Genomic DNA, 17,082 nt, shown 5'->3' on the forward strand with positions numbered 1-17,082 from the left:
CTGCCGTATGAGTTTGTTATCTGTACAAGAATTATCGGTTACCTTCGGCACCAAAGAGCGCCCCTTTCGGGCCGTCGATCGACTCAGTTACACCGTGGAAGCGGGCGAAGTGCTGGGTATTGTTGGCGAGTCTGGCTCGGGCAAGTCGGTTAGCTCTTTAGCGCTGATGGGTCTGATCGACTTCCCCGGCAAGGTGTCGGCGCAACAGCTTGAGTTTGAAGGCCAAGATTTGAGCGCGATGTCCGATCGGGCCCGACGCAAGATAACCGGCGATCAGATCGCGATGATCTTTCAGGACCCGATGACCGCGCTCAACCCCTGTTTTACCGTCGGCAACCAAATTATGGAAGCCATCGCAGTACACCAGGGTGGCTCTAAGAAGGAACGTCGGCTCAAGACCATCGAATTGCTGCGCCAGGTCGGCATACCGGCGCCGGAATCGCGCATTGGCTCCTATCCGCATCAGCTCTCAGGTGGCATGAGTCAACGCGTTATGATTGCCATGGCGATCGCCTGCGATCCCAAGCTGTTGATCGCCGATGAACCGACCACGGCGCTCGATGTTACCATTCAGGCCCAAATCATCGACCTGTTGCTCGAACTGCAGCGCAAAAAAAATATGGGTCTGATCCTGATTACCCACGATCTGGCGCTGGTCGCCGAATCGGCCGATCGCGTGGTGGTACTCTACGCTGGCCAAGTGGTGGAGATGGGGCCAGCCAGTGAGGTGTTTCGCAATCCGCAACATCCTTACACCGAAGCGCTGATGAAATCGTTGCCCGAATCCGGCAAAGGCCAGGCCCGGCTCAATGCCTTGGCGGGCGTCGTGCCCGGTGCGAATGATCGACCCAATGGCTGCCTATTAAATCCGCGCTGCCCCTATGCTATGGATCGCTGCCGGACAGAAGAGCCGGAATTGATTACCAGCCAAAACCATGCCGTGCGCTGTTTTATCCCGCTCGGCGCAACCCCAGAGGTGGCCCAATGACCGACCGTGAACAGGGCCCCATGCTGGCCGGTAAGGGCCTGAAACAACATTATGAAATCAGTCTCGGCGCCTTTAAACCCAAAGGCATCGTAAAGGCCGTCGATGGTGTCGATTTCAGCGTTCAGGCCGGCAAAACCCTGGCCGTGGTCGGTGAGTCCGGCTGCGGCAAGTCAAGCCTGGCGCGCCAACTGACCCTAATCGAAAGTCCGACGGCCGGCACCCTGACCTTCGACGGTCAGGATATTCTCAGCCTAAGCCCGGCGGAGAAGCGCTTGGCTCGGCAACGTATCCAGATTATCTTCCAGAACCCCTATGGCTCGCTCAATCCGCGCAAAAAGGTTGGCCAGATCCTCGAAGAGCCACTGGTGATCAATACCAATGTCGGCGCCGCCGAACGCAAGGAACGGGCGCTGTCTTTGTTGGCCAAGGTTGGCTTGAAGGCCGAGCATTACGATCGCTACCCGCATATGTTTTCCGGCGGTCAGCGCCAACGGATCGCTATTGCGCGCGGCCTGATGATGAATCCGCGGGTCGTGGTGGCCGATGAGCCGGTGTCGGCCTTGGATGTCTCGGTCCAGGCGCAGGTGTTAAATCTGATGATGGACCTGCAGCAGGAATTTGGTCTGGCCTATGTCTTTATTTCCCACGATCTCAGTGTGGTCGAACACATAGCCGATGATGTGCTGGTGATGTATCTGGGTAAGGTGGTGGAAAGTGGCACCACCGAACAGATTTTTAACCGGCCTCAGCATCCCTATACCCGCGCCCTGCTCTCGTCGACACCGCGTATCGATCCGGCCAATCGGATTGAGAAGATCCGTCTGCCGGGTGAGCTACCGTCGCCGTTGAATCCGCCGTCTGGCTGCGCCTTTCACGGCCGCTGCCAATACGCCAACGCCCGTTGTCAAAACGAAACGCCAGCCTTAGATCAAGCCGGGCACGATAGCGCCGTCGCCTGTTTCGCGGTCGAGGAACAACGTTTGGACTATCTAACAAACCGCGCAGGTTTAACCGAATAGGACAAGGGGTTGGCAAACAGGAAGGGGGCTGAGCGGGCCACCAGCCGGTCTTCGACCGGCGGTAGCTGCGATCTTAGGGCTCTTGTTTGTTATGCTTCACTTCGGGCATACGCAGCTCTTGAGCGAGCTGATCGAGCACACCGTTGACAAAACGGTGTGCTTCGTTGGCGCCGAAGATCTTTGATAGCTCGACACCCTCATTGATCACCACCTTGTAGGGCACATCGATGCGATGGATCAGTTCATAGGTACCGATGCGCAGAATGGCCAATTCGATCGGCGTCATCTGGCTGTTGGTACGGTCGGTATACTTGCCGATTAGATCGTCAAATTCCGATTTAAACTTGGGTACGCCGCGCAACAACTCACAAAAATACTCTTTATCGACCTTGGTCATATCGTTGTCGGTTAAAAACTCCGCTTCGATCTGGGTCACTGGCGTTTCCGCGACCTGCCATTGATACAGCGCCTGGATCGCCAGTCGGCGCGCCTTGCGACGCTGTCCGGGGTTGGCTTTTTGCTGCGTCATTCTGCTGCCTCTCCCGTACCGATCTGGGTCAGGAGGTTAACCATTTCGATGGCCACCAACGCTGATTCCGCACCCTTATTGCCGGCTTTGGTACCACTGCGCTCAATAGCCTGTTCAATCGAGTCAACAGTCAGCACACCAAATACCACGGGAATGTCGAAGGTCAGGGCTACGCTGTTTAAGCCACCAGCCGCTTCGCCGGCAACATATTCAAAATGGGGTGTCCCACCTCGAATCACGGCACCCAGAGCGATCAGGGCGTCGTACTGACCGGTATCGGCCAAACGCTGGCAAACCAGCGGCAATTCATAGGCACCGGGGACCTTGATCACGGTGATCTGTTCGTCGCTGATACCATGACGCTTCAATGCATCGATAGCACCGGACTGCAGATGATCGACCACAAAGCTGTTCCAGCGTGTGACCACTATGGCGTAGCGGCCCTGATTGGCCGAGAAATCACCTTCAATTGTATTAATAGTCATAAATAATCCTGTGCGTTTTGTGCGAACCTGCCCGCTCGGTGCCGGCAGCGCTGCCTACTTAAGTGGGTTCAACAAATTCGACGACTTCCAGATCAAAGCCTGAAATGCCCCCGAAACGAATCGGCGAACTCAATAGGCGCATTTTCTGAATGCCCAGCTCGCGCAATATCTGCGAACCGGTGCCAATGAAATTGTAGGTGCCGTACTTGTCGATATTGGGATTTTTAGCGCGTTTGTTATTGCCTGACAGCAGTGCCAATTCAGTTTCGACATCGAGTGACTGCTCCACATCAAGCAAGACCACTACGCCGGAACCGGCTTCGGCCACAGCCTGCATGGCCGCTTCAAGGGTCCAGCTCTTGCGTTCGGCGCCAGTGACACCAAGCAGATCCTTTAGGGTCGAGGTAACGTGCACGCGCACCAGAGTCGGCTCTTCTGCGGTAAAGGGCTCGCCCTTGGTCAACGCTAGGTGGGTGCCACCGGTGATATTGTCGCGATAGACCCGTACATCGAAGTCACCAGCCTTGGTCGGTAAGCACTGTACCTCAACCTGTTCAATGGTGCGTTCGTTCAAGATGCGGTAATGGATCAGGTCGGCGATGGTGCCGATCTTCAAGCCATGCAGCTCGGCAAAGACCTTCAAATCGGGCAGTCGGGCCATCGTGCCGTCGTCATTCATGATTTCGACAATGGCGGCAGCCGGCATCAGGCCGGCCATCCGGGCCAGATCACAGCCCGCTTCGGTATGGCCGGCACGGCTCAACACGCCACCGGGCTGGGCCCGCAATGGAAAGATATGGCCCGGCTGTACAATATCGTCGGGTGACGATAGAGGGTCGACGGCGACTCGAATAGTGCGTGCTCGATCGGCCGCTGAAATGCCGGTCGTGACGCCTTCACTGGCTTCGATCGACACCGTAAAGGGGGTGCCATGGGCCGCCTGATTACTCGGTACCATGGGTGGCAGACCTAGAAACTCACAGCGTTCACCGGTCAGCGTCAGGCAGATCAGCCCACGTGCCTTGGAGGCCATGAAGTTGATGATTTCCGGGGTCACCTTCTCGGCGGCGACAATCAAATCACCCTCATTTTCTCGGTCTTCATCGTCTAACAAAACCACCATTTTGCCCTGGCGGATATCTTCGATAATTTCCTCGGTACTGTTTAACGACACGGATTCTACCTTTACCAGATGGGGTTTCGACGGGCCACCGCGGCCAATCGGATACTGTTTATGAAAACTGTGCGGATTATGGAGCTAATTGGTGCAAATTCAAGCAAAAACGGGCTAATTAGCCCGCTAATCGTGAATTGGCCGTAAGCGCATCCGAACATCCTGGCCGATCATGCGCCTATCGAGCACCGAGAAGCGCACGCCATCGGCCAGGCTGTGCCATTGATTGGCCAGCATCGGGCGCGTTTGCGCGCCGAGAAATAGGGGTGCCTGATAGAGCATCACTTCATCGGTGTTGCCCGACCCGATCAGGGCACCGGCCAGGGTTGCTCCAGCCTCAACCCAAAGCTGATTGAGCTGCTCGTGCCCGGCCCAGTCGAGCAGTGCATTCAAATCGATCCGGTTGTCGACTAGGGGCAACCCCACGGGGCGATAGCCCGCCTGTTGCAGCGCGGCAACCCGTTCGGCCGCCAGATGCTCGCCATGCAACACCAGGGTTGTGCCGGGCATACGCAAGAGTTGCGCATCGAGCGGAATTCGTCCGTGGCTGTCGAGCACCAGACGCAGCGGTTGGCGACTGCAGTCGGGCAAGCGCACGGTCAGCGCCGGGTCATCGGCAAGCACCGTATCGACACCGGTCAAGATAGCGCAGGACTGGGCGCGCCAGCGCTGCACATCGGCGCGCGCCTCAGGTCCGGTAATCCATTGACTCTCGCCACTGGCCATGGCGGTTGCACCATCTAAGCTGGCGGCCAGTTTGACGATCACGCGCGGCCGGCCAGTGCGCATGCGCTTGAGGAAACCCAGATTTAACTGCTCTGCCGCGCTGGCCAAAACACCGTGTTCGGTGGCAATGCCCGCGGCACGCAACGCCGCCAAACCTTTGCCGGCAACTTGCGGATTCGGGTCCACCAGGGCACAGACTACGCGCGCCACGCCGGCGGCAATCAGGGCATCGGCACAAGGTGGGGTTTTGCCCTGATGGCTACAGGGTTCGAGCGTGACGTACGCGGTCGCGCCGGTCGCCGCCGACCCGGCTTGCAGCAGCGCATGCACTTCGGCGTGCGGGCCACCGGCACGCTGATGGTAGCCGGCGCCGATCAGCTGATCGTCTTTCACGATCACACAGCCGACATTCGGGTTGGGCGTGGTGGTGGTGCGCCCCTGTTCGGCCAGCTTGAGGGCCTCGGCCATCCAGAAGGCATCGCGGGCGGGCAATGGCTCGCTCAATCGTCTTTCTCCAGTCGATCGATTTCACTGCGAAACTCGTTGAGATCCTGAAAGCTGCGATACACCGACGCGAAGCGCACGTAGGCGACGGGGTCGAGCAGGCGCAGCTCCGCCATAACAAATTCACCCAGCTGGCGCGAGGGCAATTCCCGCTCACCGGTGCCGCGCAGCGTCTGCTTAATGCGGGTCAAGGCCGCTTCGATAGCTTCGACCGAAACCGGACGTTTTTCCAGCGAGCGCAGGAGACCGGAACGTAACTTGTTTTCATCGAAGGGTTCGCGATTACCGTTCTGTTTAATCACGCGCGGCATCACCAGCTCGGCGGTTTCATAGGTGGTATACCGTTCTCCGCAGCTATTACACTCTCGACGACGGCGCACCTGCTCGCCTTCAGCGACCAGGCGCGAGTCGATGACCTTGGTGTCATGGGCGTTACAGAAGGGGCAATGCATAATGGGAACCCTAGCGCTATTTACAGGGGCTTAGTGTAATGCGAAAAGGCTGGCAAAGATAATAGCCAAACTGCGTTTGAACCTTGAACATTGCCATGATAAACACTTGACTTTAGGGCCGCACCGGTAAAACAAAGGGTCAACAGGTTTCGGTTATGCACATTTTCGCTTCGTTCGGCAAAAGCAAGCAAAAAACTTTAACCGACCTAACATAAAACACTTGAAAATTACTCAAACCCTTTATTTCTGGGCATTGTGGCGAAGACGTTCAGAAATCGTGCAGATTGCACTAAGGCAGGAAGGGTGGGGCTTGAAGGCATTTGCTCAAGGGTTACCCCCAAAGTTATCCACAGCTTTTGTGGATGTATGGCGCCCACAGGTGGGCGCCATTTCGGTGGGGCGGGAATTACTTGCCAGTCGGGCTCAGGCTGGAATAGTAAGCCGCCAAGTTCGCGATAGACTCATCATTCAGTGAGGCGGCCATGCCCCACATCATAGCGGCGCTGCCGCCCTTGCGTTCTTGTGACTTATAGGCTTTCAAAGCCGATTCCAAATAGGCCGCGTTCTGGCCGGCCAAATTTGGATACATCGGCACAATGGCAATGCCGTTGGCACCGTGGCATGCGGCACACATCATGGAACTGGCTTTGCCAGCGGCGATATCGGCGCCCATCGCGCCACTGACCATGAGGCCGGTGAATAAAGTAATGGCTAACTTTTTCATAGTGTTGCTCCAAAGGTTTCTATTATTGAAAGGATGAATAGATTTATACGGCTGTTTTGCCACTCTCGGGCCAAAATTGCTACATATATTTGTCAGTCTGATGATAAAAACCTCAATAGGGTCAAATAATGCCCAAATAGGGCAGTTATTTTTTGCTCGCCAAGTGGTGAAAATTAGACCCTGTTCAATATATTGACGCCCAGATTCTCTACTATTGTTTTTCCCTATTCAAATTTGAATGATCAGCCATGACAAAACACTCTTGTATTAACCGGCTTGGCGTCGGCTTAGTAGTAGTCTCACTGCTTGGCTGTGGGCCGGAGACCAACTCGCGGGTCGGCGACCAGTTTTGGGACCCCAATACCACTAAAGAAGTCTTCGATCCGATCGACGCGCCGGCCTATTCGGTGGTCTATCGGGATAACACACCCGCCAACAGTGAAGACGACGACTGGACTGCACTGGTAACGGTCGATTTTACCGCCCTCAGCCGCCGCTCCAAGGACGGCATCGTGCCCACCTATACACGCGGTCTCTCGGCGCCCAAGGTGATCGATGACCTTATCGAAAGCATGGTGTCGGGCATTAACGATAGCCAATTTTTCAATAACTTGGCCACCGGTGAAGACGCGCGTCTGCAGGCAGACAACCCTGGCGACTATCGTCTGATACTCGACTTTGACGTGATTTGGCCAAACGGCAACAGCGTCTCCTATCTGTTCGATGATATTCGCTTTACCGTACCCGGTTGCCAGACTAGCTATCTTTATTACAGCGATTATATCAATCCGGTGCTCGCCGAGAACTGCGTTAACTGCCACAACGCCGGCGATGCCAGCGCCGCTTTCGACCTAGATGCCGGCAACCTAACCACCCGGCGTACCAGCTTTCTCGCCAAGGTCGATGCCAGCGCGCTGACGGCACCACGCACCGGCACCATGCTCGACTATATCTACAGTGCCGACCACAGTGGCGCCACTACCGTGGCCGCCTTGGCCGCAAGCGATAGCTCTGTGCTGCGCAGCTATATCACAAGCCTAAAGGCTATCGATGCTGACAGCAACGATGGCCGGGACGTGACCAGCGACTTTGCCTTTAGCGAGAGCGATGGGGCCGACTACTGCTTCGCTCGGCCGAGCACCCTGGTGGTGGAAAACTAACGCCTCTGGGCCTAACAGACCACAACATTGACCGCGAGGCCGCCTTGGGCGGTCTCCTTGTATTTGCTGGTCATATCTTCGCCGGTTTGACGCATCGTTTCGATACACTCATCCAGTGACACACAATGGTCGCCCGGCTCGCTCAGGGCCATCCGGGCCGCTTGCATAGCCTTGACCGCGCCGAAGGCATTGCGTTCGATGCACGGCACCTGAACCAACCCAGCAACCGGGTCACAGGTCATGCCCAGATGATGTTCCATGGCAATTTCAGCGGCGTGTTCAACTTGCTCCGGGGTGCCGCCCAAGACTGCGGCCATGCCGGCTGCAGCCATCGAACTGGCGACGCCGATCTCACCTTGGCAGCCCATCTCGGCCGCCGAGATTGAGGCATTGCGTTTGTACAGCCAACCGATGCCGGCACAGGTCAGTAAAAAGGTTTGCAACCAGTTGGCCAGCAGATCCTCACGATGGTATTTCAGATAGCCCATCACCGCCGGAATCACGCCGGCAGAGCCATTGGTGGGGGCGGTTACCACGCGGCCACCGGCGGCGTTCTCCTCATTCACCGCGAGGGCATAAACGGTAACCCAATCTATTGCGCTTAGATCATCGTTTGGCCGTTGACGCAGCGCTTGCGCCATGCGACTGGCGCGCCGCTGCACCTTAATGCCACCGGGTAAGGCTCCCTCCAAACTCATGCCCCGCTGCATACAACTCAACATGGTTTGACTGATCGAATCGACCCAGACCAGGAGTGATGCCGGAGTAGCCAATAGAGCCATTTCGTTGTCGCGAATGACCTCGGCAATGCTTAGGTGGTGCCCGGTGCACTGGTGCAGTAACTCATCGCCATTGCGAAATGGATAGAGCCGAGGATCGGGGAACTCCTGCAACAGATCGCGCTGGGCCGAGTTTTTCGCCAGCTCATTGGCAATGGCCCCCCCACCAACCGAATACCAGGTTTCGGCCAACAGCTCGATGCCGGCGACATCCAGGGCACTGAAGCGCATGCCATTGGGATGCTCGGGTAAAAAGATATCGCCCATAAAGCGGATACTGTCACTAACATTAAATGGGATCAGCCGGTGCCCGGCTAAGAACAGCTCGCTTTTGACCCGCGTTGCTTGGAACAGCTGTTCAGCCAAGTCCGGCTCGATGGTGGCCGCATCCAGGCCCTGCAGGCCAAGAATAATGGCCTTGTCGGTGCTATGACCGATGCCGGTTAGGGCCAGTGAGCCATAGAGATTGACCCGTACATGCGCCACCCTGGCGAGCAGATTCTGCTGCGTCAGACCGTCGACAAAGCGGCCGGCAGCCCGCATGGGCCCCAGGGTATGAGACGAGGATGGGCCAATACCCACTTTAAATAGATCGAGTACGGAAAAGGGTTGCACAGGGTCACCAGTTTTTATTTTTAGAGTGCTTGCACCCTCGCGCAAGCTTGGCGAAATGGCAACTTTTAGGTCAAAATAACCAGCGTCAGCGCTGGCCTAAATGATTTACACAGGCTTTTATAAGCCTTAAGGCCTGTTCAGTATAAAAATCCCACGGTACACTGCGCATCACCTTTCGACACACTATCTAACACACCTGGAGACACAACAATGGGTACAGTTACCTGCTTCGGCGAAGCCCTGATCGATTTTTTAAACACCGGCGCCAAACAGGAAGGACCCATTCGCATACCCGAATTCCGTCAATTTCCAGGTGGCGCACCGGCCAATGTGGCCGTCGCAATCAGCAAGCTCGGCGGCGAAGCGGCATTTGCCGGCCAGGTGGGTAACGACACCTTTGGCCTATTTATTAAGCAGGCATTGGAAGATTACCAGGTCGACACCACAAACCTGGTCTTGCACCCGAGTGCCAAAACGGCATTGGCCTTCGTCTTTCTCGATGATCAGGGTGAGCGGTCGTTTGAGTTTTTCCGCACCAACACCGCCGACCTGCTGCTCACCCCGCTCGATGTGAAAGACCGCTGGTTCATCGATACCGATATCTTCCATTTCTGTTCCAATACCCTGACCGACACGGCGATTGCCGAGACCACTCGCGTGGCCATCACCAAGGCCCGTCATCAAGGCTGCTTGGTCAGTTTTGACGTTAATTTGCGCCACAATCTATGGCCCAATGGCCAAGCCGACATAAAGGCGGTTACCGACTGCTTTAGCCAGGTCGATCTGATTAAAGTGTCCAAAGACGAACTCGATTATCTCGAGCCGGCCGGCGAAAAAGCCTTCGTACAGGCGGCCATCGCGCAAGGCGTTAAAACCGTCTTGATCACCGATGGCGGCAATACCATCAAGGTTCTGGCCAAGGGCGTATATTCTGAAATTACCCCGCCGCAGACCACCGTCGTCGATACCACGGCCGCCGGTGATGCCTTTACCGGTGGTTTTCTGTTTGCCTTAAGCGAGCAGGGTGATATCCGCAAGACCCTGGGCGATCAGGAGAAGCTCGAAGAGTTGGTGCTCTTTGCCAGTAAATGCGGAGCCTTTACCGTGGCCCGTCAGGGCGCCTTTACGGCCTTGCCCACGCTCGATGATCTAGCGCCAGAAGACTGACCAATATCTTGCTCTCGATCGGGCACGGTGCCTTGTCGAGGGCTTAAAAAAATCGGAGTACACCCCATGTCGCAAGCACCCAAGTTCCGCAGTGCTGAATTTTTAACGGCCCATATCCAAACCATCCTCGATTTTTATCAGCCAAATATAAAAGATAGCATGGGCGGGTTTCAGCAGAACTTTCTCGATTCCGGGGTCGCCTTTGACGGCGACAAAAAGCATCTGGTCAGTTCTTGCCGGATGATCTTTAACTATATCAAGGCTGACGCCCTATTTGACCGCGCCGAATACCAGCATCTCTGGCACCACGGACTGGACTATCTGCGCGCCACCCATTGGCAGAATGATCGACAAGGCTATAGCTGGACCTTAGATAAGAACGGGCCTACCGACGAGACCAACCAATGTTACGGCCTGGCCTTTGTCTTACTGGCGTTTGCCACGGTCTTAAAGGCTGGGGATGAGAGCGCCCGGGCCGATGTCTATCACACCTGGTCGCTGTTAGAGCAACATTTCTGGCAGGCCGATATAGGTCTCTATGCCGATGAGATTTCCGCCGATTGGCAGACGGTGTCCAGTTATCGTGGTCAGAACGCCAACATGCACTGCTGTGAAGCCCTGATCCTGGCCTATGAGGCGACCTTGGATGAGCAGTTTTTGGATCGCGCCTATCAGTTGGCCCACAAGATCGCCGTCGAACAGGCGGGTAAGTCCAATGGTCTGATCTGGGAACACTTTAACGCCGATCTGTCGATCGATTGGGACTACAACCGGGACGACGCCAAGAACCTCTATCGACCCTGGGGGTTTCAGCCCGGTCACCAGACCGAATGGACCAAGCTCTTATTGATGGTTCACAAACACCGGCCCGAAGCTTGGCTGCTGGCGCGCGCACAAGAGTTGTTCGATCGGGCTTGGGCAATAGCCTGGGACGAGCAAAACGGTGGCCTCTTTTATGGCTTCGACCTTGACGGCGCAATCTGTGATGACGATAAGTATTTTTGGGTCCAGGCGGAAAGTTTCGCCGCGGCCGCCCTGTTGGCGAAGGCCACCGGTGACGAAAAATACTGGCGTTGTTACGATCAACTGTGGCAATACAGCTGGGCGCACTTTATCGATCATCAGCACGGCGCCTGGTATCGGGTACTCAATGCCGACAACAGTAAGCAGAGCGACATCAAGAGTGCCGCTGGGGCTAAGTGTGATTACCACACCTTAGGTGCCTGCGAACTGGTACTGCGCGAAGTATTCCAAGACTGAATCAGAGGATAGGAGGCCAGAGCATGACCGATGACCTACAGATTTTGATCGATCACCGGGCTCATGCCAAGCGCCGAGAAAAGGTGTTACTGGCGCTGCGCGCCTACAATGATGGGCAGTCGTCTTGGCACAAAGAAATGCGCTCCAAAGGTGGGCGACCGCTCGATGTCTATGCGCTTGACCAAAACAAGCAGATTATCGCCGGCCTGGTTGGGGAAACCTTTTGGGGCTGGCTGTCGATCGATTACCTCTGGGTCACCGAGGCGCATCGCCACAATGGTCTGGGCAGCCTGCTGTTGCTCGAAGCCGAGACCGCTGCTATCGCGCGCAAATGCCAATGGGCGAAGGTCACGACCTTCAGTTTTCAGGCACCAACTTTCTACCAGAACTTGGGTTACCAGGTGAGTGGCCAGCTCGACAACTACCCTCCCGGTCATACTCTCTATTGGCTCAAAAAAAACCTTCCCGAGGCCACACTGCCAACCTCGGCGTAGCAGGCTGCGCAGCCATTTATCGACTAGGCTTAATGGTATGCGCGTAAGCGGACCGAAATCGCTATACTGGGTAACAGTGTCCGACAATAGGCCCTTCAATTAACCGGGCTGGCCTGCCCACGCCACTCTTTAGGACTTCCGCATGAAAATATTGGTACGTAATTTAAGCAAGGTCACCACCGAGGCAACGCTGCAAGGCATGTTCGAAGCCTTTGGTCAGGTACAGTATTGCACCCTCATCAATGATGTTAAGACCGGGCAACACAAGGGCTTTGGTTTTGTTGAAATGCCCAAGGCTATCGATGCCAAGAAGGCCATCCATCAGCTCAATAATGCCCAGGTGGACGGTCGAGCGATTCGCGTCAAACGCGCCATCGACAAGCCAGTTGACGCCCCTGAGGCGCGTCCGGCCGATGAGTAAGGACCCATTAGAGGGCATTAGCCTGAAAACCATAGTGACGCTACTAGAGGCCCGCTATGGTTTCGAAGAATTGGGGCAACGGATCAATATCCGCTGCTTTACCGATGACCCCAGTATTGCATCGAGCCTGAAGTTCCTGCGCAAAACGCCTTGGGCGCGCACCAAGGTCGAAGAGCTCTATATTGCCAGCTTAGATCAAGCCTAGGCGTTATCGGGCTTTTAGGCGGGGCAACTGAAATCGCTGGCCATCCGATACAACAGCTCTATTGCGCGCAGATGCTCTGCCGATCCCGGCACCCAGCGTTCCCCGCCCGAGTGCACCAATGCCCCGCCGACGGCCTGTGGCCAAGCATCGAACTGGGCCGCGACGTGGGCGACGAAATATCGCTCTGATGCAGCGCGAATCTTGTCCCAACGTTTTAGTGCCGCAAACGAGCTGTTGTCCGGTTGCTCAGTATGGCAACCGGTACAGCTATTGAAGCTGCTCTGTACCTGATTGGCAAAAAAATTCTCATTGAGCCCAGAACACTGGTTGCCGATGTCCAGGCTGAGTTCAGTGCTGTCACGTTGTCCGTCCTTGATAATGGTTAATTCGACAACATTGGCGCCGGCCTGGGCAAAGGTCAGGTAGGTTTGGCGGATATTATCGTTGCTGGTGAGGCCTGAGAACGGGCCAGCCACGACAGCCTCGGTCGGCATATTGCCACTTTCGAGTAACTCGCCATTGAGGCGCAGCTCGTATTGAGACCCGACGACGGCGCGCATCTGGACCCGAGCGGCAACCGGGAAGTCGCCATTGGGTGTGGTGCCGGCGGTAACGTTCAAGGAGGTGATGAGCGCTCCACCCGTTGGGTTGGTTTGACTGGCGCCGCTGGCAGAAGCCTGCGACGCCTCCTGGGGTGGCTCGAGCAATAGATTGCAGCCGACCAATAGCCATGGCGCAACCCAACTTACGATCGCTCTCTTCATGCCCCGCCCCCCTGACCGACTCAATAAAAACAGGATGCCAGTGGAGCGAGATCAATTCTGAGTGCAAGCGCACAGTTTTGAAGACCTAACTGCCGCCTAGCCGGTGATGCCGGGCGGAACTTCTTTGGGGATAATCGAGCGCCGCTCGTAGCTGAGATAAACACCGACGAAGACCACGCAAATAGCGATCCACTGGATCAGCGTCAATCGCTCGCCTAGGATCAACATGGAAAATAACAGCGTAAAGACCGGCAGCAGATTGGCATAGCCGGCCGCCGTCGAAGCCTTTACAAAGCCTAGGGAGAAGTTATACAGACCGTAGGCGCCTAAGGTAACCACCAGGCCGAGATAGAGCAACCAGCCCATGGTCGAGAGCGAAATCTGGCTGGGCCAATCCGATAACAGCGCGAGCGGCAGATAGAAGATGGCCCCAGAAAAACTTTGCAGCGCGGTTAAGACAAAGGCGGAATAGCGTTTCACCAGGTGCTTGACCAACAGGGTGTAGCCAACCGCCATGACCATGGCGAGGAACTCGAGAAAATTCCCGAGGATGGCATTGGGTGCTTGAGCGGAGTTGTCACCCGTCAGGGTCATCGCGATTACCCCGGCCACGGCGATGAGAAACCCGAACCACTGCTTCAGATTATTGCGCTCACCGAGGAAAAAATAGGCCGCAATGGCCACCATCAGGGGCAGCATGGCGGTCACCATGCCCGCTTGACCGGCACTGGTATAGCGCAGCGCCTGCGATTCAAAAAGAAAATAGAGGCAGGGTTCAAACAGCACCATGCCAAGCAAAAACTTCCAGTCACCACTCTGATAGACAAAGCCATGGCGCAGCCAGGGCCAGACCACCAGAAAGGCCACGGTGCCGATGGCCATCCGTAAAAAGACAACGATCATCGGCGACATTTCATTGACCGTAATCTTTAAGGCAATAAAGGAACTGCCCCACAGGATCATCGCCAGTAACAGTGCCAAATGGGCACGCAGGGTGGTGTTCATGGTTTACCTCAGGTGTGCTGTGCACGCCGGCTGGCGTGCAGGGTGATAACGCTAGGGTTGCTGATTTGGCCCTAACTAAAGCTCGAAGCCATAGCGAGCGGCAAGAAAATGGGCAATACCGTCATCCACATTGGAGCCGATGGTGGCGGTGGCGATGGCCTTGAGTTCGTCCAGGCCTTGCCCCATGGCATAACTCTCGTCCGCCAGGTGAAACATCGATAGATCGTTATCGGAGTCGCCGAAGCAGATCATTTTGCGTGCCCCCAGCTGTTTTTGAATAATTTTAACCGCGTCGCCCTTGGTGCCGCCGGCATGGTGAATATCCATCCAATAGCCGCCGCTGTGATACATGTCATGACCGGCAAACACCGCCACGCCAGGCAAATCGGCCAGCGCTTCGGCCATACCCAATACGGCCGGATTATCGGTTGCGGCAAAGATATTCAAGACATGGTCGCGAATATCGGAAAAGTCGGGCTGTTGTTGTACGGTAATGTCCTTGGAATTTAAAAAATCGACCCACTTCTTCTCTCTTGGCGTCGAGACACCGGCAATAATGGCACCGATGATATCTTCGTGGTCGATGGTATTGATCCAGGGATTAATGCCGTGCTGATGCAACCTTGTGCAGACTTCGATAACCTCTGCTTGGTCCATGGGCATTTTACTGATGATTTTGTCGGCATTCAGATCCCAGAGCAATACGCCGTTTTTGTACACCTGAGGATGGTTAAAATGCACATCGGGCAAGGACTCGCGCGCACCGTGGGGCATACGACCGGTCGCGATGGTCCAGTTAACACCCAACCGATCCAATTCGGACAGCGCCTTACGGGTTACCGCCGAAAGTTTTTCGAACGGATCGAGCAGGGTACCATCGAGATCAAAAACCAATAATTCTTCCACGGGGTCGTCCTTACTATTTGACTGAGCGCAACGCCCGCCTCGCGCAGGCGAGGACGTTGCAGAGCGTACGATGAATGGCTGAGAGCTAGCGCGCCAGTGCCAGCTCGGCGCGCATTTTGGCAATTTCTGTTTGGTAATCGTCGGCGTTAAAAATGGCCGAACCGGCGACAAAGGTATCGGCACCGGCCTCGGCGATGGCGCGGATATTGTCAACCTTGACGCCGCCATCCACTTCAAGCCGGATTGGCCGGCCACTGGCGTCGATCCGTGCTCGGGCCGCTTGAAGCTTGTCGAGCGTCGATGGCAAAAAGGATTGCCCGCCAAAACCCGGATTGACCGACATGATCAGAATCATATCGATCTTGTCCATCACGTAATCCAGATAATGCAGCGGCGTCGCCGGATTAAACACCAGGCCAGCCTGTAAACCGGCATCTTTTATCAGCTGCAAAGAGCGGTCGATATGCTCGCTGGCTTCCGGATGAAAGGTAATCATTGACGCGCCGGCCTCAATAAAATCGCCAATCAGCCGATCTACTGGGGAGACCATGAGATGCACATCGATTGGCGCGGTAACGCCGTGCTTTCTCAAGGCGTGACAGACCATCGGGCCGATGGTCAGATTGGGCACATAGTGATTGTCCATTACATCAAAATGCACCCAGTCGGCACCGGCCGCGAGGACATGATCCACATCGTCTCCCAAACGGGCGAAGTTGGCGGACAAAATGGATGGAGCTATGACAAAATTAGACATCGAAGGGCGGCCTCGGCGGCATAAAGGAGCGACCATTCTAGTGAGTCTCAAGGTGAGGTCAATTTCCAATGACCGTTAAGTGGAGTTTATTTTTAGTTGGGCTGCTCGCAGCGAATGCCATGGCGTTCGCAGAGACCGACCCTATGGCAGGTCTGCAGCGCAATCAAGAGCTGCCCAGACACTATCAGAACAGCCTCCAAGGCGATCAGGTAATCGAACTTAGCACCCCGTCTGAACGCTTTTTCGCCCTTAGCATGGAGCAGGAAACGGGATCCCCTGAAGGCGGGTTGCTGATATTACACGATGCCGGTCACACACCGGATTATCCTTTTCTGTTGCAACAGAGCCGAACCTATTTGCCGGTGGTCGGTTGGAGTACCCTGTCGATCCCGCTACCTACCCCGCAACGAGACGCCATCGCTTGGCAACCGGTGGCCGCAGATTCGGCCCCGGAGTTGCTGGTGGAAACCGATGAGCAATGGCAAGAGCGGGTTATGGCGCGTATCACCAGTGGTATTCAACAACTCAATGAGCAGGGCAACTATAATATTGCTGTGCTCGGTTATGGCTCTGGCGCCTATTGGGCAAGTCGCTATCTGGCCGAGCGGATGCCGCCCGAAGAGGCCCTAGGTTATGCCTTGATCCTCTTTCAGGCACCCGCCCTTAGACCCGATCTGGCCGACTATGTTGGCCGGCTGAGCATTCCGATTCTGGACCTCTATATGGGCAATGAGCCGGCCCAGGATAGAGCGGCCCGGCAACGTAAGGCGGCGGCAGCCCGCGCCAAACACCCAGACTACCTGCAGATACACGATGCCAGTCGCCATGGTTTCTATGGCGCACCGGCCATCGATCGCTCAACGCGGCGCATTTGGGGTTGGTTGCGCACGCATGCCGGGGGTGAGGAGATACTGGCTGGCGGTTAGGCCCTCAACAGATGCCCCGCCA

General features: G+C 55.9%; 20 protein-coding genes. 9 read left to right on the plus strand and 11 right to left on the minus strand.

What is annotated here, in order from left to right:
• The first annotated feature begins 7 nt into the window (after positions 1 to 7).
• Both dppD and REIFOR_RS14925 read left to right on the plus strand, forming a co-directional pair.
• Complete coding sequence (dppD, locus tag REIFOR_RS14920) at positions 8 to 988, plus strand: dipeptide ABC transporter ATP-binding protein (protein ID WP_100258315.1); 981 nt, start codon at positions 8 to 10, stop codon at positions 986 to 988.
• Positions 985 to 2,007: a peptide ABC transporter ATP-binding protein gene (locus REIFOR_RS14925; RefSeq protein ID WP_100258316.1), complete on the plus strand. Its 1,023-nt coding sequence runs from the start codon at positions 985 to 987 to the stop codon at positions 2,005 to 2,007. The genes dppD and REIFOR_RS14925 overlap by 4 nt, the downstream gene beginning before the upstream one ends.
• 73 nt (positions 2,008 to 2,080) lie before the next feature.
• Here the strand turns inward: REIFOR_RS14925 and nusB are convergent, their stop codons facing one another.
• The 6 genes from nusB to REIFOR_RS14955 form a co-directional block, all read right to left on the minus strand.
• Positions 2,081 to 2,536, minus strand: coding sequence for a transcription antitermination factor NusB (gene nusB, locus REIFOR_RS14930; protein WP_100258317.1), 456 nt, complete (start codon positions 2,534 to 2,536; stop codon positions 2,081 to 2,083).
• Complete coding sequence (gene ribH, locus REIFOR_RS14935; protein ID WP_100258318.1) at positions 2,533 to 3,021, minus strand: 6,7-dimethyl-8-ribityllumazine synthase; 489 nt, start codon at positions 3,019 to 3,021, stop codon at positions 2,533 to 2,535. The genes nusB and ribH overlap by 4 nt, the downstream gene beginning before the upstream one ends.
• A 58-nt stretch (positions 3,022 to 3,079) precedes the next feature.
• Positions 3,080 to 4,195: a bifunctional 3,4-dihydroxy-2-butanone-4-phosphate synthase/GTP cyclohydrolase II gene (ribBA, locus tag REIFOR_RS14940; protein ID WP_100258319.1), complete on the minus strand. Its 1,116-nt coding sequence runs from the start codon at positions 4,193 to 4,195 to the stop codon at positions 3,080 to 3,082.
• 126 nt (positions 4,196 to 4,321) lie between these two features.
• Positions 4,322 to 5,425, minus strand: a complete 1,104-nt coding sequence (ribD, locus tag REIFOR_RS14945) for a bifunctional diaminohydroxyphosphoribosylaminopyrimidine deaminase/5-amino-6-(5-phosphoribosylamino)uracil reductase RibD (RefSeq protein WP_227003702.1) — start codon at positions 5,423 to 5,425, stop codon at positions 4,322 to 4,324.
• Positions 5,422 to 5,877: a transcriptional regulator NrdR gene (nrdR, locus tag REIFOR_RS14950; RefSeq protein ID WP_100258320.1), complete on the minus strand. Its 456-nt coding sequence runs from the start codon at positions 5,875 to 5,877 to the stop codon at positions 5,422 to 5,424. Before nrdR ends, ribD begins: the two co-directional genes overlap by 4 nt.
• A gap of 406 nt (positions 5,878 to 6,283) precedes the next feature.
• Complete coding sequence (locus tag REIFOR_RS14955) at positions 6,284 to 6,601, minus strand: c-type cytochrome (RefSeq protein WP_100258321.1); 318 nt, start codon at positions 6,599 to 6,601, stop codon at positions 6,284 to 6,286.
• A gap of 248 nt (positions 6,602 to 6,849) precedes the next feature.
• Between REIFOR_RS14955 and REIFOR_RS14960 the strand changes: the two genes are divergently transcribed.
• Positions 6,850 to 7,761: a hypothetical protein gene (locus tag REIFOR_RS14960; protein WP_100258322.1), complete on the plus strand. Its 912-nt coding sequence runs from the start codon at positions 6,850 to 6,852 to the stop codon at positions 7,759 to 7,761.
• Positions 7,762 to 7,772: 11 nt separating this feature from the next.
• Here the strand turns inward: REIFOR_RS14960 and REIFOR_RS14965 are convergent, their stop codons facing one another.
• Complete coding sequence (locus tag REIFOR_RS14965) at positions 7,773 to 9,155, minus strand: L-serine ammonia-lyase (RefSeq protein ID WP_100258323.1); 1,383 nt, start codon at positions 9,153 to 9,155, stop codon at positions 7,773 to 7,775.
• Between the two features lie 210 nt (positions 9,156 to 9,365).
• Between REIFOR_RS14965 and REIFOR_RS14970 the strand changes: the two genes are divergently transcribed.
• The 5 genes from REIFOR_RS14970 (at position 9,366) to REIFOR_RS14990 (ending at position 12,702) form a co-directional block, all read left to right on the plus strand.
• Positions 9,366 to 10,322 carry a carbohydrate kinase family protein gene (locus REIFOR_RS14970; protein ID WP_100258324.1) on the plus strand — a complete coding sequence of 319 codons (957 nt, stop codon included), beginning with the start codon at positions 9,366 to 9,368 and terminating at the stop codon, positions 10,320 to 10,322.
• A gap of 66 nt (positions 10,323 to 10,388) precedes the next feature.
• Complete coding sequence (locus tag REIFOR_RS14975) at positions 10,389 to 11,582, plus strand: AGE family epimerase/isomerase (protein WP_100258325.1); 1,194 nt, start codon at positions 10,389 to 10,391, stop codon at positions 11,580 to 11,582.
• A gap of 23 nt (positions 11,583 to 11,605) precedes the next feature.
• Entirely contained in the window at positions 11,606 to 12,076 is a 471-nt protein-coding gene (locus REIFOR_RS14980) for a GNAT family N-acetyltransferase (RefSeq protein WP_100258326.1), read from the plus strand.
• A 142-nt stretch (positions 12,077 to 12,218) separates the two neighbouring features.
• Positions 12,219 to 12,497: an RNA recognition motif domain-containing protein gene (locus tag REIFOR_RS14985; protein ID WP_100258327.1), complete on the plus strand. Its 279-nt coding sequence runs from the start codon at positions 12,219 to 12,221 to the stop codon at positions 12,495 to 12,497.
• The gene (locus REIFOR_RS14990) at positions 12,490 to 12,702 is read left to right on the plus strand and encodes a VF530 family protein (protein ID WP_162495508.1); all 213 of its coding nucleotides are present in this window, start codon (positions 12,490 to 12,492) and stop codon (positions 12,700 to 12,702) included. Before REIFOR_RS14985 ends, REIFOR_RS14990 begins: the two co-directional genes overlap by 8 nt.
• A gap of 14 nt (positions 12,703 to 12,716) precedes the next feature.
• Here the strand turns inward: REIFOR_RS14990 and REIFOR_RS14995 are convergent, their stop codons facing one another.
• From REIFOR_RS14995 to rpe, 4 genes are all read right to left on the minus strand, one after another.
• On the minus strand, positions 12,717 to 13,466 hold the full coding sequence (locus REIFOR_RS14995) for a hypothetical protein (RefSeq protein ID WP_100258329.1): 750 nt from the start codon (positions 13,464 to 13,466) through the stop codon (positions 12,717 to 12,719).
• A gap of 96 nt (positions 13,467 to 13,562) precedes the next feature.
• Positions 13,563 to 14,471 carry a DMT family transporter gene (locus REIFOR_RS15000; protein ID WP_100258330.1) on the minus strand — a complete coding sequence of 303 codons (909 nt, stop codon included), beginning with the start codon at positions 14,469 to 14,471 and terminating at the stop codon, positions 13,563 to 13,565.
• 75 nt (positions 14,472 to 14,546) lie between these two features.
• Positions 14,547 to 15,377: a Cof-type HAD-IIB family hydrolase gene (locus REIFOR_RS15005; protein WP_158524408.1), complete on the minus strand. Its 831-nt coding sequence runs from the start codon at positions 15,375 to 15,377 to the stop codon at positions 14,547 to 14,549.
• Between the two features lie 85 nt (positions 15,378 to 15,462).
• The gene (rpe, locus tag REIFOR_RS15010) at positions 15,463 to 16,134 is read right to left on the minus strand and encodes a ribulose-phosphate 3-epimerase (protein ID WP_100258332.1); all 672 of its coding nucleotides are present in this window, start codon (positions 16,132 to 16,134) and stop codon (positions 15,463 to 15,465) included.
• A 68-nt stretch (positions 16,135 to 16,202) separates the two neighbouring features.
• On the opposite strand from rpe, the gene REIFOR_RS15015 reads away from it, so the two are divergent.
• Positions 16,203 to 17,060, plus strand: a complete 858-nt coding sequence (locus REIFOR_RS15015; RefSeq protein WP_100258333.1) for a DUF3530 family protein — start codon at positions 16,203 to 16,205, stop codon at positions 17,058 to 17,060.
• The last annotated feature ends 22 nt before the right edge of the window (positions 17,061 to 17,082 follow it).

The organism is Reinekea forsetii (assembly GCF_002795845.1).
GTDB lineage: Bacteria > Pseudomonadota > Gammaproteobacteria > Pseudomonadales > Natronospirillaceae > Reinekea > Reinekea forsetii.

Coding starts and splice junctions, on each gene's coding strand:
- dppD (WP_100258315.1), top strand. CDS start 8: ATGAGTTTGTTATCTGTACAAGAATTATCGGTTACCTTCGGCACCAAA.
- REIFOR_RS14925 (WP_100258316.1), top strand. CDS start 985: ATGACCGACCGTGAACAGGGCCCCATGCTGGCCGGTAAGGGCCTGAAA.
- nusB (WP_100258317.1), bottom strand. CDS start 2,536: ATGACGCAGCAAAAAGCCAACCCCGGACAGCGTCGCAAGGCGCGCCGA.
- ribH (WP_100258318.1), bottom strand. CDS start 3,021: ATGACTATTAATACAATTGAAGGTGATTTCTCGGCCAATCAGGGCCGC.
- nrdR (WP_100258320.1), bottom strand. CDS start 5,877: ATGCATTGCCCCTTCTGTAACGCCCATGACACCAAGGTCATCGACTCG.
- REIFOR_RS14955 (WP_100258321.1), bottom strand. CDS start 6,601: ATGAAAAAGTTAGCCATTACTTTATTCACCGGCCTCATGGTCAGTGGC.
- REIFOR_RS14960 (WP_100258322.1), top strand. CDS start 6,850: ATGACAAAACACTCTTGTATTAACCGGCTTGGCGTCGGCTTAGTAGTA.
- REIFOR_RS14970 (WP_100258324.1), top strand. CDS start 9,366: ATGGGTACAGTTACCTGCTTCGGCGAAGCCCTGATCGATTTTTTAAAC.
- REIFOR_RS14975 (WP_100258325.1), top strand. CDS start 10,389: ATGTCGCAAGCACCCAAGTTCCGCAGTGCTGAATTTTTAACGGCCCAT.
- REIFOR_RS14980 (WP_100258326.1), top strand. CDS start 11,606: ATGACCGATGACCTACAGATTTTGATCGATCACCGGGCTCATGCCAAG.
- REIFOR_RS14985 (WP_100258327.1), top strand. CDS start 12,219: ATGAAAATATTGGTACGTAATTTAAGCAAGGTCACCACCGAGGCAACG.
- REIFOR_RS14990 (WP_162495508.1), top strand. CDS start 12,490: ATGAGTAAGGACCCATTAGAGGGCATTAGCCTGAAAACCATAGTGACG.
- REIFOR_RS14995 (WP_100258329.1), bottom strand. CDS start 13,466: ATGAAGAGAGCGATCGTAAGTTGGGTTGCGCCATGGCTATTGGTCGGC.
- REIFOR_RS15000 (WP_100258330.1), bottom strand. CDS start 14,471: ATGAACACCACCCTGCGTGCCCATTTGGCACTGTTACTGGCGATGATC.
- rpe (WP_100258332.1), bottom strand. CDS start 16,134: ATGTCTAATTTTGTCATAGCTCCATCCATTTTGTCCGCCAACTTCGCC.
- REIFOR_RS15015 (WP_100258333.1), top strand. CDS start 16,203: ATGACCGTTAAGTGGAGTTTATTTTTAGTTGGGCTGCTCGCAGCGAAT.